This is a genomic window from Kribbella jejuensis (assembly GCF_006715085.1).
Taxonomy (GTDB): Bacteria; Actinomycetota; Actinomycetes; order Propionibacteriales; family Kribbellaceae; genus Kribbella; species Kribbella jejuensis.
This window is the reverse complement of the sequence record NZ_VFMM01000003.1, coordinates 772,911-786,803: the sequence shown is the minus strand read 5'-3', so window position 1 is coordinate 786,803 and position 13,893 is coordinate 772,911. Positions and strand designations below refer to the sequence as shown.

Below are 13,893 nucleotides of genomic sequence, written 5' to 3'. Positions count from 1 at the left end.
ATTTCGTGGAGCAGAACCGCAGGCCGGATGCTGCCGGACGCCCACTCGGCCGGATCCAGTCGTCAAGGCACGGCCGCCTGACCCGGTTGTGGACGGGACTCGGCCTGGTGGTCGGATGCCTGCCGGCGCTGACGATCGTTCTGGTGCCGGTCCGCGACAGTCTCGCGCTGGAGAGCATCCTGTTGCTGTATTTGCTGCTCGTCGTGCTGATCGCGGTCACCGGCGGCATCCTGCCCGGTGTCGTCGCCGCACTCGGATCGGTGCTGCTGGCAAACTTCTTCTTCACCACGCCGTACCACACGTTCGCGGTCGAGCAACGCGACAGCATCATCGCGCTCGTCGTGTTCGTGATCGTCGCGGTGACCGTCAGCGTGACGGTCGACCTCGCGACGAGCCGCCGGATCGCGGCCGCTCGCAGCCGCAGTGAGGCCGAGGTGCTGTCCAGGGTCACCAGCGAACCGGTCACCGGCGACTCGCTGGTCACCGTTCTCGAGGAGGTCCGGGAGACCTTCGGCATGGACTCGGTCGCGCTGGTCGAGCAGTCCGGCAAGGTGGTCGCGCTCGCCGGGCCGCAGCTGCGTGGCAGCCCGGCGATCTCGATCCCGGCCCGGGAAGGGCTTCAGCTGGTTGCCGAAGGCCCCGAACTGTTCGCCGAGGACCGCAAGCTGCTGACCCGGCTGGCCGGCGCGGCGGCACGGGCCTGGGAGGACCGGCAGCTGGCAGACCAGGCCGCCCAGGCGCGCCAGCTCGCCGAGGTCGACCGACTCCGCGCTGCTCTGCTCGCCGCCGTCGGCCATGATCTCCGGACGCCGTTGTCCGGGATCAAGGCCGCCGTTTCGAGCCTCCGGCAGAGCGATATCGCCTGGAGCCCTGAGGAACAGGGTGAACTGCTGGAGACGATCGAGGAGTCCGCGGACCGCCTCGACGACCTGATCGCGAACCTGCTCGCGATGAGCCGCCTGCAGGCCGGGGCACTGAGCGTCGACGTACGGCCGCTGGTGCTCGACGAGGTCGTCGGCAAGGCCCTCGCCGGCATGCCGCACGACGCCGTCGTGGCCGCCGTACCCGATGACCTGCCGCTCGTGCTCGCGGACGCCGGTCTGCTCGAGCGGGTGATCGCGAACCTGTTGGACAACGGCCGCCGCTACAGTACGACGGCTGTCCGGGTCGATGCGGCAAGCGACGGTGACGTCGTTCGGGTCATGGTGGTCGACACCGGTCCCGGCGTACCCGCCGAGGACTTCGACCGGATGTTCACCCCGTTCCAACGGCTCGGTGACAACCCCGCGGACGGCGGGGTCGGACTGGGCCTCGCGATCGCGCGCGGATTCACCGAGGCGATGGGCGGGCTACTTACCCCGGCACCGACTCCCGGCGGAGGGCTGACCATGACTGTGACGTTGCCGGTGGCGACATGACCCGCGTGCTCATCGTCGACGACGACCGTCAGTTGCTGCGCGCGCTGGCCATCAACCTGCGCGCCCGGCAGTACGACGTCGACACCGCCGCCGACGGTGCCTCGGCGCTCGCGTCCGCCGGCAAGCATCCGCCGGACCTGGTCATCCTCGACCTCGGCCTGCCGGATCTCAACGGAGTGGAAGTCGTGCACGGTCTGCGAGGCTGGAGCACGGCGTCGATCATCGTGCTGTCGGCCCGGGACGCCCAGGCCGACAAGGTAGCGGCCCTCGACGCGGGCGCGGACGACTACGTGACGAAGCCCTTCGGCATGGACGAGCTGCTGGCCAGGATCCGGGCCGCACTCCGGCGGACGACGCCCGGGACCGGCACGGCCGTCGTCCGTACGGCGGCCTTCACGATCGACCTCGCCGCCAGGCGGGTGACGACCGCGGTGGGCGACATCCGGCTCACTCCCACCGAGTGGAGCCTGCTCGAGATCCTGGTCCGGAACCCCGGCAGGCTGATCAGCCAGAAGCAGCTGCTGCGCGACGTCTGGGGTCCGGGCTACGAGGCGGAGACCAACTACCTGCGGGTGTACATGGCACAACTCCGGCGCAAGCTCGAGCCGGATCCGTCGCGTCCCGATCACCTGATCACCGAGCCCGGCATGGGGTACCGCTTCGAGCCATAGTCGTCACAGTGGTGTTAGAGAGGCGTTAGAAACCACAGATCGAGTCTGCGCTGCTGGTTAGGCTCCCGGGCAGTGACAGAAACGCGTGAGCACGAGACGGTCCGTGTGCCGCCGGTTACCCACGGCAAGATGTTGGCCTGGTTGCTGCACGACCGGCCCGTCGGCCATCAAGGTCCGCATCGGCCGGCGCCGCATCCCACGCACCGGTGGTGGAAGGTCATGTGCCTCACCGGCGTCGACTACTTCTCCACGCTGGGTTACCAGCCGGCGATCGCCGCGGCTGCCGTCGGGCTGTTGTCGCCGGTCGCGACATTGATCCTCGTGCTGCTGACCTTGCTCGGCGCGTTGCCGGTGTACCGGCGGGTGGCTGCGGAGAGCCCGCACGGCGAAGGCTCGATCGCGATGCTCGACCGGCTGCTCGGGCGCTGGAAGGGCAAGTTCACGATCCTGGTGCTGCTCGGCTTCATGGCCACCGACTTCATCATCACGATGACGCTGTCGGCCGCGGACGCCACCGCTCACGTCGTCGAGAACCCGTACGTGCCGGAGTGGTTCCACGGCAAAGAGGTCATCATCACGCTGGTGCTGCTGGCCCTGCTCGCGGGCGTGTTCCTGCGAGGCTTCGGCGAGGCGATCGGGATCGCGGTCGCGCTCGTCGTCGTGTACCTCGGGCTCAACCTGGTTGTCGTCGGCAACGCACTGTGGAACGTGATCACCGCGCCCGAGCTGGTGACGAACTGGCGCGGCATGCTGACCACCGAGCACTCGAACATCTGGGTGATGATCGGCATCTCGCTGGTCGTGTTCCCGAAGCTCGCCCTCGGCCTGTCCGGCTTCGAGACCGGTGTCGCGGTGATGCCACAGGTCGACGGTGCGCCCGACGACGAGCCGGCCCATCCCGAGACCCGGATCCGGAACACGCGCAAGCTGCTCACCACCGCCGCGCTGATCATGAGCGGCTTCCTGATCACGAGCAGCTTCACGACGATCGTGCTGATCCCCGAGAACGAGTTCAAGGACGGCGGCGCCGCGTCCGGCCGGGCCCTCGCGTACCTGGCCCACGAGCACCTCGGCAACGTCTTCGGGACCGTTTACGACATCAGCACCATCCTGATCCTGTGGTTCGCGGGTGCGTCCGCGATGGCCGGCCTGCTGAACATCGTGCCGCGGTACCTGCCGCGCTACGGCATGGTCCCGGACTGGGCGCGCGCGACCCGGCCGCTGGTGATCGTGTTCGGGCTGATCGCCTTCGTGATCACGCTGTTGTTCAAGGCAGATGTCGACGCCCAGGGTGGTGCGTACGCGACCGGCGTGCTGGTCCTGATCATGTCCGCGTCGATCGCGGTGACGTTGTCGGCGCGACGCAAGCACGAGCGGTTCAGGACCGTCGGGTTCGGCGTGATCAGCCTGGTGCTGCTGTACACGACGATCGCGAACATCATCGAGCGGCCGGACGGCGTACAGATCGCGTCGTTCTTCATCGTCGCGATCATTCTGACCTCGCTGATCTCACGCGCCACCCGATCGCTGGAACTGCGCGCGACCGAGGTCCGGTTCGACGAGGAGGCGTGCCGGCTGATCTCCGCGGCCGCCGAGCACGGCGACCTGCGGATCATCGCGAACGAGCCGGACGACCGCGACGAGGCGGAGTACCAGGAGAAGGAAGCCGAGCAGCGCGAGGTGCGGAACCTGCCCGAAGGGCCGCCGATCCTGTTCCTCGAGGTGACGCTGACCGACGCGTCCCAGTTCGAGACCGAGCTCGACGTCCGTGGCGAGGAGCGCTTCGGGTACAAGATCCTCCGCGTAGACAGCCCGAGTGTCCCGAACGCTATCGCAGCGCTGCTGCTGAAGATCCGCGACGACTGGCATGTGATGCCGCACATCTACTTCGCCTGGGCCGAGGGCAATCCGTTCTACTTCTTGTTCCGGTACGTGATCTCCGGCGAGGGCGACGTACCGCCGGTCACCCGTGAGGTATTACGTCGAGCCGAACCGACCCGCTCCAACCGCCCTTGGGTACACGTCGGCTGAGCCCACGACGGATCAGCCGGTCGAGCCGCTCCCAGGCTCGGACGGTGCAGTTCGACAGGAGGTGTTGCCTGCCGGGTAGTGCACCTGAGCGTGGGGACGGGCATGTGTACACCGGCTCGGCGGTGCACTACCTGTCGAACCGGCTACGGTAGGTGGCGATTGAGGCGTTGCAGCAGGGATCCGATCACAGGCAGTCGGTGCCAGCCGCGCTCGATGGCCAGCTCGCGTGTACGTCGTACGCCGGTTCGTACCTGGGTCAACGGACCGGGGCGCAGCTCGTCCTCGCGCTGGCGCCCTCGCTGTCGTAGGGCGACTGTGCATCGCAGGCAGACCTGAACCTCCGGGTGCGAACCCAGCCCGATCAACTCGCTGTCGTCACGCTCGGTTCCGCAACACCAGCATGTGCTCACGTCGTCATGATGCGCCGCCGCGTCGGACAGCCAAAAGGGTTGGTTGGTGGGAAACTGCGAAAGGGGGTACTGGTAGCGACCGGAGAACGGTGGGAGTGCTATGAGTCTCGCTTACGAAGTCGGTCTTCCGTTGGTGGCGGACGCGGATGTGCATGCGCCCTGGAACGGGCACGACACCCGTGTGCTGATCATGGCGGTGCTCGGTATCGCGATCATCGTGGTGCTGATCGTCGCCCTCAAGGTGCATGCGTTCCTGTCGCTGACGATCGGCGCGCTGTTCGTCGGCGTGGCCAGCGGGATCGGCGCCGGCGCTGTCACGAAGTCGTACGAGAACGGCGTCGGCAGCGTACTCGGGTACGTCGGCGTCCTGATCGCGCTCGGTGCGATGGTCGGGAAGCTACTGGCGGACTCCGGCGGCGCCGACCAGGTCGTCGACACCCTGCTGCGCGGCAGACAGGGCGGACTGCCGTGGAAGATGGCGCTGATCGCGTTCATCATCGGCATCCCGATGTTCTTCGAGATCGGCCTCGTCCTGCTGATCCCGGTGGTCGTTCTGGCGGTACGGCGTACCGGTGCGCGCGCGATGCTCCTCGGGATCCCGGCGCTGGCCGGCCTGTCCGTACTGCACGGGTTCGTCCCGCCGCACCCGGGCCCGCTGGCCGCGATCGGCGTACTGAAGGGCAACGTCGGCATCACGCTCGCCCTCGGCCTGCTGGTCGCGATCCCGACCGTGATCGTCGCCGGTCCGCTGTTCGGGCGGCTGGCCGCGCGGTGGGTCCCGATCGGTGCCGCGGGCGCCGCACTCGAGGTCGGCTCCGGCCACCACGACTCCGAGCCGGTCCAGCTTCGGGACGGCGCGGATGACGTGGGCGGTGTGGGTCGCGCGGACGGGGCGCACGGTGCAACCCCGGTCGCACCGCACAGTCCGCAGCACGCGGCTCCGCAAGGGACCGTCCAGACGACAGACACCGCGCCAGGCACGGTGCGGACGCGTACTCCTAGCTTCGCTGCCACGATCACCACGGTGCTGCTACCGGTGGTCCTGATGCTGATCAAGGCCGCGTCCGACGTCTGGATGAGCAAGGACAACGCGATCTACCCGGTGCTGCAGTTCATCGGCGACCCGGTCGTCGCGCTGCTGATCGCCGTCCTGGTCGCGATGTACACGTTCGGCACCGCGGTCGGTTTCGGCGTACCGGAACTGAGCCGCAAGGTCGGCGAGAGCCTGCTGCCGATCTCCGGCGTGATGTTGATCGTCGGCGCCGGCGGCGGCTTCAAGCAGGTCCTGGTCGACGGCGGTACCGGTACGGCCATCGCCAAGATCGCGATCGCCGCGAACCTGTCGGCACTGCTGCTCGGCTGGATCGTCGCCGTACTGATCCGCCTCGCAACGGGTTCCGCGACGGTGGCCACGGTCACGGCCGCGGGGATCGTCGCTCCGCTCGCCGGCGGCCTGAGTACGACTCACATCGCGCTGGTGGTGCTCGCGATCGGTGCCGGGTCGCTGTTCTTCTCGCACGTCAACGACGCCGGGTTCTGGCTGGTCAAGGAGTACTTCGGGATGACCGTTGGCGAGACCATCAAGACCTGGTCGGTGATGGAGACCGTCATCTCGGTGATGGGTCTGGGGATGACGTTGCTGTTGTCAACCTTCTTGTGACCTCGGCCTCGTGTTGTTGGTGGACCAGCTGGCGGGCGATCGACCCGGGGCCTTCCAGCTGGAGCGTTTGCGGGTCGTCGGGTAGGCGGAAACCAAGGGTGGTGACGGTGTCGAGGCAGCGCGCCGTACCGAGGATCGCCCAGCTGTTGCGGTAGTCGAGGTCCTCGGCGAGCAGCGGTTCGTCATCGAGCCAGGCGCGGGTGCTCGTGTGCAGGCGGCCGCCGGTCTCGTTCTGGCGGCCGAGGACGATCGACTCGCGGAGGTTCGCGGTGCAGCCGGTCGTGAGCCGGGTGGTCGTCGTACGGGTGACGTCGGCGCCGGCGGAGACGACGAACGGTTCGGCGTACCAGTGCAGGCTCGCGCCATCGGTGAGGTCGATGTCGACGTCCCAGCGCGCGGAGCCGCCACGCATGCCGTAGGCAACGGTTCCGGCGGTCTCGACGATCTCCAGGCGGACCGGGCCGGAGACCGCGACCTCGATACGTACTTCGTCACCGGCGAGCAGCAGCGCCCCGGCCTGGACCAGCGCGACCCGGGCGACGCCGGGGCTGCCCGGGAGTTGGCGGGGTGAGAGGTGACCGGTCCTCAGCAGGCACCGGTTGCGCACCGGGTCGGCGACGACCTCAATGCGTGTGGACAATGACCTCGCCGTCCTCGCCGGTATGCGAATGCGGCGCCATCGGCCCGGGATCGACGGGCGTGTGATGGCCGGCGTGTACGGCGTACCGCATCGAGCGGACCCAGTCCGTGAGGCGGGCGATCGAGGCCGGATCCTTCCGGGACAGCGCGATCACCGGTTTGCCGTCGCGGGCTGTCTCGGCGTCCTTCACCATCTGCTCGACGTCGACCTCGACGTACGGTGCGAGATCGGTTTTGTTGACGATCAGGAGATCCGCCCGCGCGATGCCGGGGCCGCCCTTGCGCGCGACGTCGCCACCGCCGGCCACGTCGAGGACGAAGATCTGCGCGTCGACGAGCGCGGGGGAGAAGGTGGCGGTCAGGTTGTCGCCGCCGGACTCGACCAGGACCACGTCGAGCGGGGCGAAGTCGCGTTCGAGATCCTCGACCGCGATCAGGTTCGGGGTGACGTCGTCGCGGATCGCGGTGTGCGGGCAGGCGCCGGTCTCGACCGCGCGGATCCGCGCCGGGTCGAGGACACCGGCCGCCTTCAGCAGGCGGGCGTCCTCGTCGGTGTAGATGTCGTTGGTGATCACGCCGAGCCGGAGCTCCGCCGACAGTTCGCGGCAGACGGTCGCGATCAGCGAACTCTTCCCGGTGCCGACCGGTCCGGCGACACCCAGGCGGAACGAACGCGTATCAGGCATTGAAGAGCCTCATTCTCTCGGTTGCGTGCTGGTGGGCGAAGACGTCGATCAGCGGGGCCCCGTCGGCGGGGATCGCGCTCGGTTCGGTGAGCGGCGCGACGTCCTTGACGAGCCGCTCGATGTCGTCGTGCAGTCCGGCGAGCCAGCCCGCGGCGTCGGCCGGGTCGACCGGAAGCAGTTTGAGCGAGGCGGAGACGACGGTCTGCGCATCCTCGTACGCCACCACCCGCGCCACCTGCTCCGCCGACAACCCGTTGACCGCGGCAACCACCCCCACCACGATCGCCCGCGGCACCTCCCCATCCACCGGCAAGTACTCCACAACCTCAGGCCAAACCCGCCCCGCCAACCGCAGCAACAACCGCCCCTGCCGCCGCGAAACCCCCCGCAACACCTCACTAGGAGTCCGAGCCGCCCAAGCCCCCTCAACCCCCCACAACCCCACCTGCACCCCTGCGTCTGGGTGGAGGATGAGGTGGCGAGTTACAACGGCGACTGCTGCTTCGACTCGGGTGACGGTGTGGAGGCGGTCTCGGGCGTACTCGGCGACGTGCTCCAAGTGGTTGCCGTTGGCGCCCAGTCCGGCTCGGACGGCGGCCTCGAGGCCCGCGGACTGTGTGTGGCCGCCGGTCGGCAGGCGGCCGTCGGCGAGCATCAGCGCGACCAGCTCAGCAGCGTTCATCAGAACATCGCATAGAGCTGCGCGAGCGGAAGGACCTCGGCGGGCGCGGGCTCGACCAGGTCGCCGTCGACCGTGATCGCGAATGTCTCCGGATCGATGTCGATCGCCGGCAACGCGTCGTTGTTCTTCAGATCCGCCTTCGTGATCCCGCGCGTCGGCCGTACGCCGAGCAGCTGCCGCCGCAACCCCAGCCGCTCCGCCAACCCGTCGTCCAGCGCCGCCGGCGACACGAACGTGTACGACACGTCCGCCCCGATCGCATCCCCGAACGCGGGCCGCATCAGCACTGGCTGTGGCGTCGGGATCGACGCGTTCGGATCCCCGAGCGCGGCCCACGCGATCGTGCCGCCCTTGATCACCAGGCTCGGGCGGACCCCGAAGTACCGCGGATCCCACAGCGTCAGATCCGCGAGCTTCCCGGTCTCGACCGACCCGACGACGTGATCGATGCCGTGGGCAATCGCCGGGTTGATCGTGTACTTCGCGACGTACCGCCTTACCCGCTCGTTGTCCGCCGGCAGGCCTGCCCCGAGGGACCCCCGCCGGTGCTTCATCACGTGCGCGACCTGCCACGTCCGGGTGATCACCTCGCCGATCCGGCCCATCGCCTGCGCGTCCGACGAGGTGATCGACAGCGCGCCGAGGTCGTGCAGGATGTCCTCGGCGGCGATTGTGGTCGCCCGGATGCGCGACTCCGCGAACGCGAGATCCTCGGGTACGTCCGGGCTGAGGTGGTGGCAGACCATCAGCATGTCGAGGTGCTCGGCGACCGTGTTGACGGTGTGCGGCAGCGTCGGGTTCGTCGAGCCGGGGATGACGTTCGGGTACGACGCGATCGACAGGATATCCGGCGCATGCCCTCCGCCCGCGCCCTCGACGTGGAACGCGTGGATGCCCCGACCGGCGATCGCGTTCAGTGTCGATTCGACGTACCCGGCCTCGTTCAGGCTGTCCGCGTGCAACGCGACCTGCAGCCCCCACTCGTCGGCGGCCCGCAGCGCGGAGTCGATCGCCGCCGGTGTCGAACCCCAGTCCTCGTGGACCTTGTACCCGGCCGCACCCGCGAGCGCCTGCTCGGCGAGCGCCTCCGCGCTGACGGTGTTGCCCTTGCCGAGCAGAAGGATGTTGAGCGGTACGGCGTCCAGCGCGCGATGCATCTGCTGCAGGTGCCATGCGCCGGGGGTAACCGTGGTCGCCTTCGATCCCTCGCTCGGCCCGGTACCGCCGCCGACGATCGTGGTGATCCCGGTCGCGAGCGCCTCGTGCAGCTGCGACGGCGAGAGTAGGTGAACGTGTGAGTCGATCGCGCCGGCGGTGAGGATCCGCCCTTCGCCCGCGATCACGTCGGTGGACGGGCCGATCCGGAGGTCTGGGTGTACGCCGTCCGCGATGTCGGGGTTTCCGGCCCGCCCGAGCGCGACGATCCGCCCGTCGCGGATGCCGACGTCCGCCCGGACGATGCCCCACCAGTCCACCACCAGCACGTTCGTGATCACGGTGTCGGGCGCGCCCTCCGCGCGGGTCGCCGTACCCTGCGCCATTGACTCGCGGATCGATTTCCCGCCGCCGAACACCACCTCCTCACCACCCACGGTGAGGTCCTGCTCCACCTCGATCCACAGGTCGGTGTCGCCCAGCCGTACCTGATCGCCAACCGTCGGCCCGTACAGCGCGGCGTACGCGTCCCGCGAGATCTCAACCATCGCGCCGCACCCGACCGAGTTCGCCCTCCGCCGTCGTCCTCACCGAGATCCCCGGGTCGTCCGCCGTCGTCTGCACCGGGATCCGCGGGTCGTCCGCCGTCGTCCCCACCTGGATCCCCGGGCCTTCCGCCGTCGTCTCCACCTGGATCCCCGGGCCTTCCGCCGTCGTCTCCACCTGGATCCCCGGGCCCTCCGCCGTCGTCTGCACCTGGATCCCCGGCACCTGACCGAGTTCCGCGTCGGCGGTCGTCTTCACCTGGATGCCCGGCACCCGCCGGTTCCCGCGCAACGCGACCAGCGCGACCTCCCGCGAGGCGCCCGGCTCGAACCGCTGCGACGTACCCGACGGGATGTCCAGCCGGAACCCGCGCGCCGCTTCCCGGTCGAACTCCAGAGCCGAGTTCGCGTCCGGCAGATGCAGATGCGACCCGATCTGGATCGGCCGGTCACCCGCATTCACCACCACCAACCGCAACCGCTCCTCGTCCGCCCGATCGGCGTTCAACACAATCGTCCCCGGCCGCACCCGAACGGCGCCGGGCCCGACCGAGTCCCCGAGACCGTCGGACGGCGTCCGTGCGACATCAACCATGGCGCCTCACCTCTGCGGGTGGAGGCTTTACAGCGCTGTGGCCCGCACCGGCGCTGCTGTTCTGAGCGGGCATGGGACTCCTCAAATGATCGGGTTGTGGATAGTCACGAGCTTGCGGCCGTCCGGGAAGGTTGCTTCTACCTGGACGTCGTGGAGGAGCTCGGCGACGCCCGGCATCACCTGGTCGCGGGTGAGGACCGTACGGCCGGACTCCATCAGGTCGGCGACTCGGGCGCCTTCGCGGGCGCGTTCGATCACCCAGGTGCTGAGCAGGGCGACCGCCTCGGGGTGGTTGAGCAGGACGCCTCGGGCCAGCCGGTCGCGGGCGACCATGCCGGCCACGGACAGCAGCAACTTCTCCACGTCGCCGGGGGTGAAGTTCATGACTGCAACGGTAGAACGTGGTCGGCGAGTTTGTCGGTGCTGAGGCAGAGCGAACAGATGGCGGCGTTGTGGGTCTGGCAGGCGGCCATGTCGGGGCGTTCGTACTCCTGCCGGCACACGTGACACGTCAGCACCTCCCCGGACGGGTTGCCATCCGAGTCGTACATCGGCAGCTCCAACCCGTCGTCCGACCGCCGCAGGTAGTACTTCCCGCGGGTAAGGATCGCGAGCACCGGCGGCAGTACGAGCGCCAGCCCGATCGCGACGAGTGGGGAGTACGGCTTGATCCCGGACCCGAGCCCGCCGAAGAAGACCACGATCGACACCCCGGCCGCGACCGCCATCGACACGAACCCGACCGGATTCACCGCGTACAGCATCCCGCGCCGGAACTCGGGAGCCATGGGCGACAACCGCAGCAGGTACTTGTTGAACACGATGTCCGACGCGACCACCACGATCCACGCCATCCCGCAGTTCGCGTAGAACCCGAGGATCGTGTTCAGGAAGTCGAACATGTTCGCCTCCATCAGCACCAGCGCGATCACCAGGTTGAACCCGAGGAACACCAGCCGGCCGGGGTAGTGCCGGGTGAGCCGGGTGTACGAGTTCGTCCAGGCCAGCGAACCGGAGTACGCGTTGGTGACGTTGATCTTCACCTGCGAGATGACGACGAGTACGACGGCCAGCGTCATCGCCAGCCATCCGGGCAGGAAGCCCCGGTAGATCTCCAGGAACTGGTGCACGGGCTGGTTCGCGATCGCCGTACCACCGTCGACCTGAGCGATGATGTAGACCGCGAGGAAGAGCCCGATCACCTGCTTGACAGCGCCGAAGATCACCCATCCCGGACCGGCGAGGAGCACCGCGGTCCACCACCGTCGGGAGTTCGATGGCGTCTTCGGCGGCATGAACCGCAGGTAGTCGATCTGCTCGGCGATCTGCGCGATCAGCGACAGGCAGACCCCGGCGGCGAGCAGCATCGAGCCGAAGTCGGCGTCCGGACCGTAGGAGAAGAACGTCGACACCGACGACGGGTGCGAGATCAGCAGGTAGCCGAACGGCAGCACCATCAGGATCAGCCAGAGCGGCGTCGTCCACACCTGCAAGGTGGACAGTACTTTCATCCCGTAGATCACCAGCGGGAAGATCACCAGCGTAGAGACGGCGTACCCGAGCCAGACAGGTACGTGCAGCCCGAGGCGCAGGCCCTGCGCCATGATCGAGCCTTCGAGCGCGAAGAAGATGAACGTGAACGACGCGAAGATCACGTTCGTGACGACCGATCCGTAGTACCCGAAGCCGCTGCCGCGGGTGATCAGGTCGAGGTCGATGTTGTACCGCGCCGCGTAGTACGCGAGCGGCAGACCGGTCGCGAAGATCACCACGGCGAAGATCGCGATCCCCCAGAGCGCATTCGTGGTCCCGTACGAGATTCCGATGTTCGCGCCGATCGCGAAGTCGGCGAGGTACGCGATCCCGCCGAGGGCCGAGACGGCGACGACGCCGGTCGACCACTTCCGGTAGCTGCGCGGCGCGAACCGGAGGGTGTAGTCCTCCAGCGTCTCCCGGGTCGCCGTCGTCGGTGTGCTTGTCGTTGTCGGCTGATCAAGTGAAGCAGTCATGGGCGAACTCCTGCGGCACCTTCGGGCGAGCGGTGCTCCGGCTGACCGGCCACGCTGCCGGCGGGGGATGCACCCGAATGAAAGGAACTTAGGAACGCGGTGTTACCGCTGTGTTGCCGAGCTGCTACGTTCCGCGGCTTCCTTACTGCGTGACGCTTGTATTTCTGGGCCCGCCTCGACACTCTTTTGACACGTGACGAGGACTGCAGTGGTGGTGGGCGGCGGGATCGTGGGGCTCGCGGTGGCGCGGAGCCTCCAGTGGCGCGACCCCGGTACGCCGGTGGTCGTACTCGAGAAGGAACCGGCCGCGGGCGCCCACCAGACCGGCCACAACTCGGGTGTCGTCCACTCCGGTCTGTACTACCGCCCCGGCTCGCTCAAGGCTCAGTTCGCGGTCTCCGGCGGGAACGCGCTGCGTGAGTACTGCGCCGAGAAGGGCATCCCGCTCGACGTACCGGGCAAGCTCGTCGTGGCGACCACCGACGCGGAGATGGCGCAGTTGGACCGCCTGTACGGGATCGGCCGGCAGAACGGCGTACCGGTCCGGCACCTGACGCTCGCGGAGATCGCCGAACGCGAACCGCACCTCCGCGTGCGGGGCGCCCTCGCGGTCGACTCCACCGGCCGGGTCGACTACAAGCTCGTCGCCGCCGCGCTCGCCGACGACGTCCGCGCCGCGGGCGGTGAGATCCGCACCGGCGTCGCCGTCACCGCGGTCGAGAACGCGAGCACTGTCCGCGTCCGGACGACGGACGACGTGATCGAGGCCGACCGGGTCGCGGTCTGCGCGGGCCTGCACAGCGACCGGATCGCGCGTGCGTCCGGGCTCGAACCGGGCGTCCGCATCCTCCCGTTCCGCGGCGAGTTCAGCGAGCTGGTCCCGGAGCGCGCGCACCTGGTGAACGGGCTCGTCTACCCGGTGCCCGACCCGGATCTGCCGTTCCTCGGCGTACACCTCACGCGCGGTATCGACGGCGTCGTCCACATCGGGCCCAACGCCGTACCGGCCCTGGCTCGCGAGGGGTACTCGTGGGGCAAGATCGTGCCGCGAGACGTGTGGGAGTCGGCGACGTACCGCGGCTCGTGGCGCCTCGCCCGCCGCTACGCCCGCACCGGGGCGAAGGAGATCGCGAGGTCGCTCACCGGTCGCGCGCTGGTGAAGGAGGCCCGCCGGATGCTGCCGGAGCTGCGAGTGGCCGACGTACGACGATCAGGCGCCGGTGTCCGCGCCCAGGCCGTGACGCGCGACGGCAAACTTGTCGACGACTTCCTGTTCCTCCGCGACGGCCGCGCGCTCCACGTCCTGAACGCGCCGTCGCCCGCCGCGACCGCCTGCCTGGTGATCGGCGACCGCATCGCCGAGGAGCTCTGCCTGGACGTTCAGCGCTGACT

13 protein-coding genes are annotated in these 13,893 nt (G+C 68.7%); 6 read left to right on the top strand and 7 right to left on the bottom strand.

Annotated elements, in window-relative coordinates:
* Positions 1 to 5 precede the first annotated feature (5 nt).
* The 4 genes from FB475_RS31445 to FB475_RS31425 all read left to right on the top strand — a co-directional run bounded on the left by FB475_RS31445 (position 6) and on the right by FB475_RS31425 (position 6,190).
* Positions 6 to 1,418 (top strand): sensor histidine kinase, encoded by a 1,413-nt coding sequence (locus FB475_RS31445; RefSeq protein WP_185759515.1) that lies wholly within the window; start codon positions 6 to 8, stop codon positions 1,416 to 1,418.
* Positions 1,415 to 2,089, top strand: a complete 675-nt coding sequence (locus FB475_RS31440; protein ID WP_141861104.1) for a response regulator — start codon at positions 1,415 to 1,417, stop codon at positions 2,087 to 2,089. The genes FB475_RS31445 and FB475_RS31440 overlap by 4 nt, the downstream gene beginning before the upstream one ends.
* Positions 2,090 to 2,161: 72 nt before the next feature.
* Positions 2,162 to 4,120 carry an amino acid permease gene (locus FB475_RS31435; RefSeq protein WP_337678228.1) on the top strand — a complete coding sequence of 653 codons (1,959 nt, stop codon included), beginning with the start codon at positions 2,162 to 2,164 and terminating at the stop codon, positions 4,118 to 4,120.
* Positions 4,121 to 4,720: 600 nt separating this feature from the next.
* A complete protein-coding gene (locus FB475_RS31425; protein WP_141861739.1) occupies positions 4,721 to 6,190 on the top strand; it encodes a GntT/GntP/DsdX family permease in 1,470 nt (489 codons plus the stop codon).
* Here FB475_RS31425 and FB475_RS31420 read toward each other — a convergent pair.
* Genes FB475_RS31420 through FB475_RS31410 form a run of 3 tightly spaced genes read right to left on the bottom strand, consistent with a single transcriptional unit; the run spans position 6,138 to position 8,074 of the window.
* On the bottom strand, positions 6,138 to 6,830 hold the full coding sequence (locus FB475_RS31420) for an urease accessory protein UreD (RefSeq protein WP_185759514.1): 693 nt from the start codon (positions 6,828 to 6,830) through the stop codon (positions 6,138 to 6,140). The two genes, FB475_RS31425 and FB475_RS31420, sit on opposite strands and share 53 nt — an antisense overlap.
* Positions 6,814 to 7,515, bottom strand: coding sequence for an urease accessory protein UreG (gene ureG, locus FB475_RS31415; protein ID WP_141861101.1), 702 nt, complete (start codon positions 7,513 to 7,515; stop codon positions 6,814 to 6,816). Before ureG ends, FB475_RS31420 begins: the two co-directional genes overlap by 17 nt.
* Positions 7,508 to 8,074: an urease accessory UreF family protein gene (locus tag FB475_RS31410; RefSeq protein WP_238332583.1), complete on the bottom strand. Its 567-nt coding sequence runs from the start codon at positions 8,072 to 8,074 to the stop codon at positions 7,508 to 7,510. Before FB475_RS31410 ends, ureG begins: the two co-directional genes overlap by 8 nt.
* Here FB475_RS31410 and FB475_RS37925 point away from each other — a divergent pair.
* Positions 7,991 to 8,212, top strand: coding sequence for a hypothetical protein (locus FB475_RS37925; protein WP_238332588.1), 222 nt, complete (start codon positions 7,991 to 7,993; stop codon positions 8,210 to 8,212). The genes FB475_RS31410 and FB475_RS37925 overlap by 84 nt on opposite strands.
* On the opposite strand, the gene FB475_RS31405 is transcribed toward FB475_RS37925, so the two are convergent.
* The 4 genes from FB475_RS31405 to FB475_RS31390 form a co-directional block, all read right to left on the bottom strand.
* Positions 8,197 to 9,900, bottom strand: coding sequence for an urease subunit alpha (locus tag FB475_RS31405; protein ID WP_141861097.1), 1,704 nt, complete (start codon positions 9,898 to 9,900; stop codon positions 8,197 to 8,199). The two genes, FB475_RS37925 and FB475_RS31405, sit on opposite strands and share 16 nt — an antisense overlap.
* The gene (ureB, locus tag FB475_RS38530; protein WP_141861096.1) at positions 9,893 to 10,492 is read right to left on the bottom strand and encodes an urease subunit beta; all 600 of its coding nucleotides are present in this window, start codon (positions 10,490 to 10,492) and stop codon (positions 9,893 to 9,895) included. The genes FB475_RS31405 and ureB overlap by 8 nt, the downstream gene beginning before the upstream one ends.
* Before the next feature lie 81 nt (positions 10,493 to 10,573).
* A complete protein-coding gene (locus FB475_RS31395; protein WP_141861093.1) occupies positions 10,574 to 10,876 on the bottom strand; it encodes an urease subunit gamma in 303 nt (100 codons plus the stop codon).
* Positions 10,873 to 12,501, bottom strand: a complete 1,629-nt coding sequence (locus FB475_RS31390) for a purine-cytosine permease family protein (RefSeq protein WP_141861091.1) — start codon at positions 12,499 to 12,501, stop codon at positions 10,873 to 10,875. The genes FB475_RS31395 and FB475_RS31390 overlap by 4 nt, the downstream gene beginning before the upstream one ends.
* 193 nt (positions 12,502 to 12,694) lie before the next feature.
* Here FB475_RS31390 and lhgO point away from each other — a divergent pair, with 193 nt between their 5' ends.
* Positions 12,695 to 13,891 carry an L-2-hydroxyglutarate oxidase gene (gene lhgO, locus FB475_RS31385; RefSeq protein WP_141861089.1) on the top strand — a complete coding sequence of 399 codons (1,197 nt, stop codon included), beginning with the start codon at positions 12,695 to 12,697 and terminating at the stop codon, positions 13,889 to 13,891.
* The last annotated feature ends 2 nt before the right edge of the window (positions 13,892 to 13,893 follow it).

Bases quoted from the DNA above. Each gene is read 5' to 3' on its own strand.
- FB475_RS31440 (WP_141861104.1), top strand. From the start codon at position 1,415: ATGACCCGCGTGCTCATCGTCGACGACGACCGTCAGTTGCTGCGCGCG.
- FB475_RS31425 (WP_141861739.1), top strand. From the start codon at position 4,721: ATGGCGGTGCTCGGTATCGCGATCATCGTGGTGCTGATCGTCGCCCTC.
- ureG (WP_141861101.1), bottom strand. From the start codon at position 7,515: ATGCCTGATACGCGTTCGTTCCGCCTGGGTGTCGCCGGACCGGTCGGC.
- FB475_RS31405 (WP_141861097.1), bottom strand. From the start codon at position 9,900: ATGGTTGAGATCTCGCGGGACGCGTACGCCGCGCTGTACGGGCCGACG.
- ureB (WP_141861096.1), bottom strand. From the start codon at position 10,492: ATGGTTGATGTCGCACGGACGCCGTCCGACGGTCTCGGGGACTCGGTC.
- FB475_RS31395 (WP_141861093.1), bottom strand. From the start codon at position 10,876: ATGAACTTCACCCCCGGCGACGTGGAGAAGTTGCTGCTGTCCGTGGCC.
- FB475_RS31390 (WP_141861091.1), bottom strand. From the start codon at position 12,501: ATGACTGCTTCACTTGATCAGCCGACAACGACAAGCACACCGACGACG.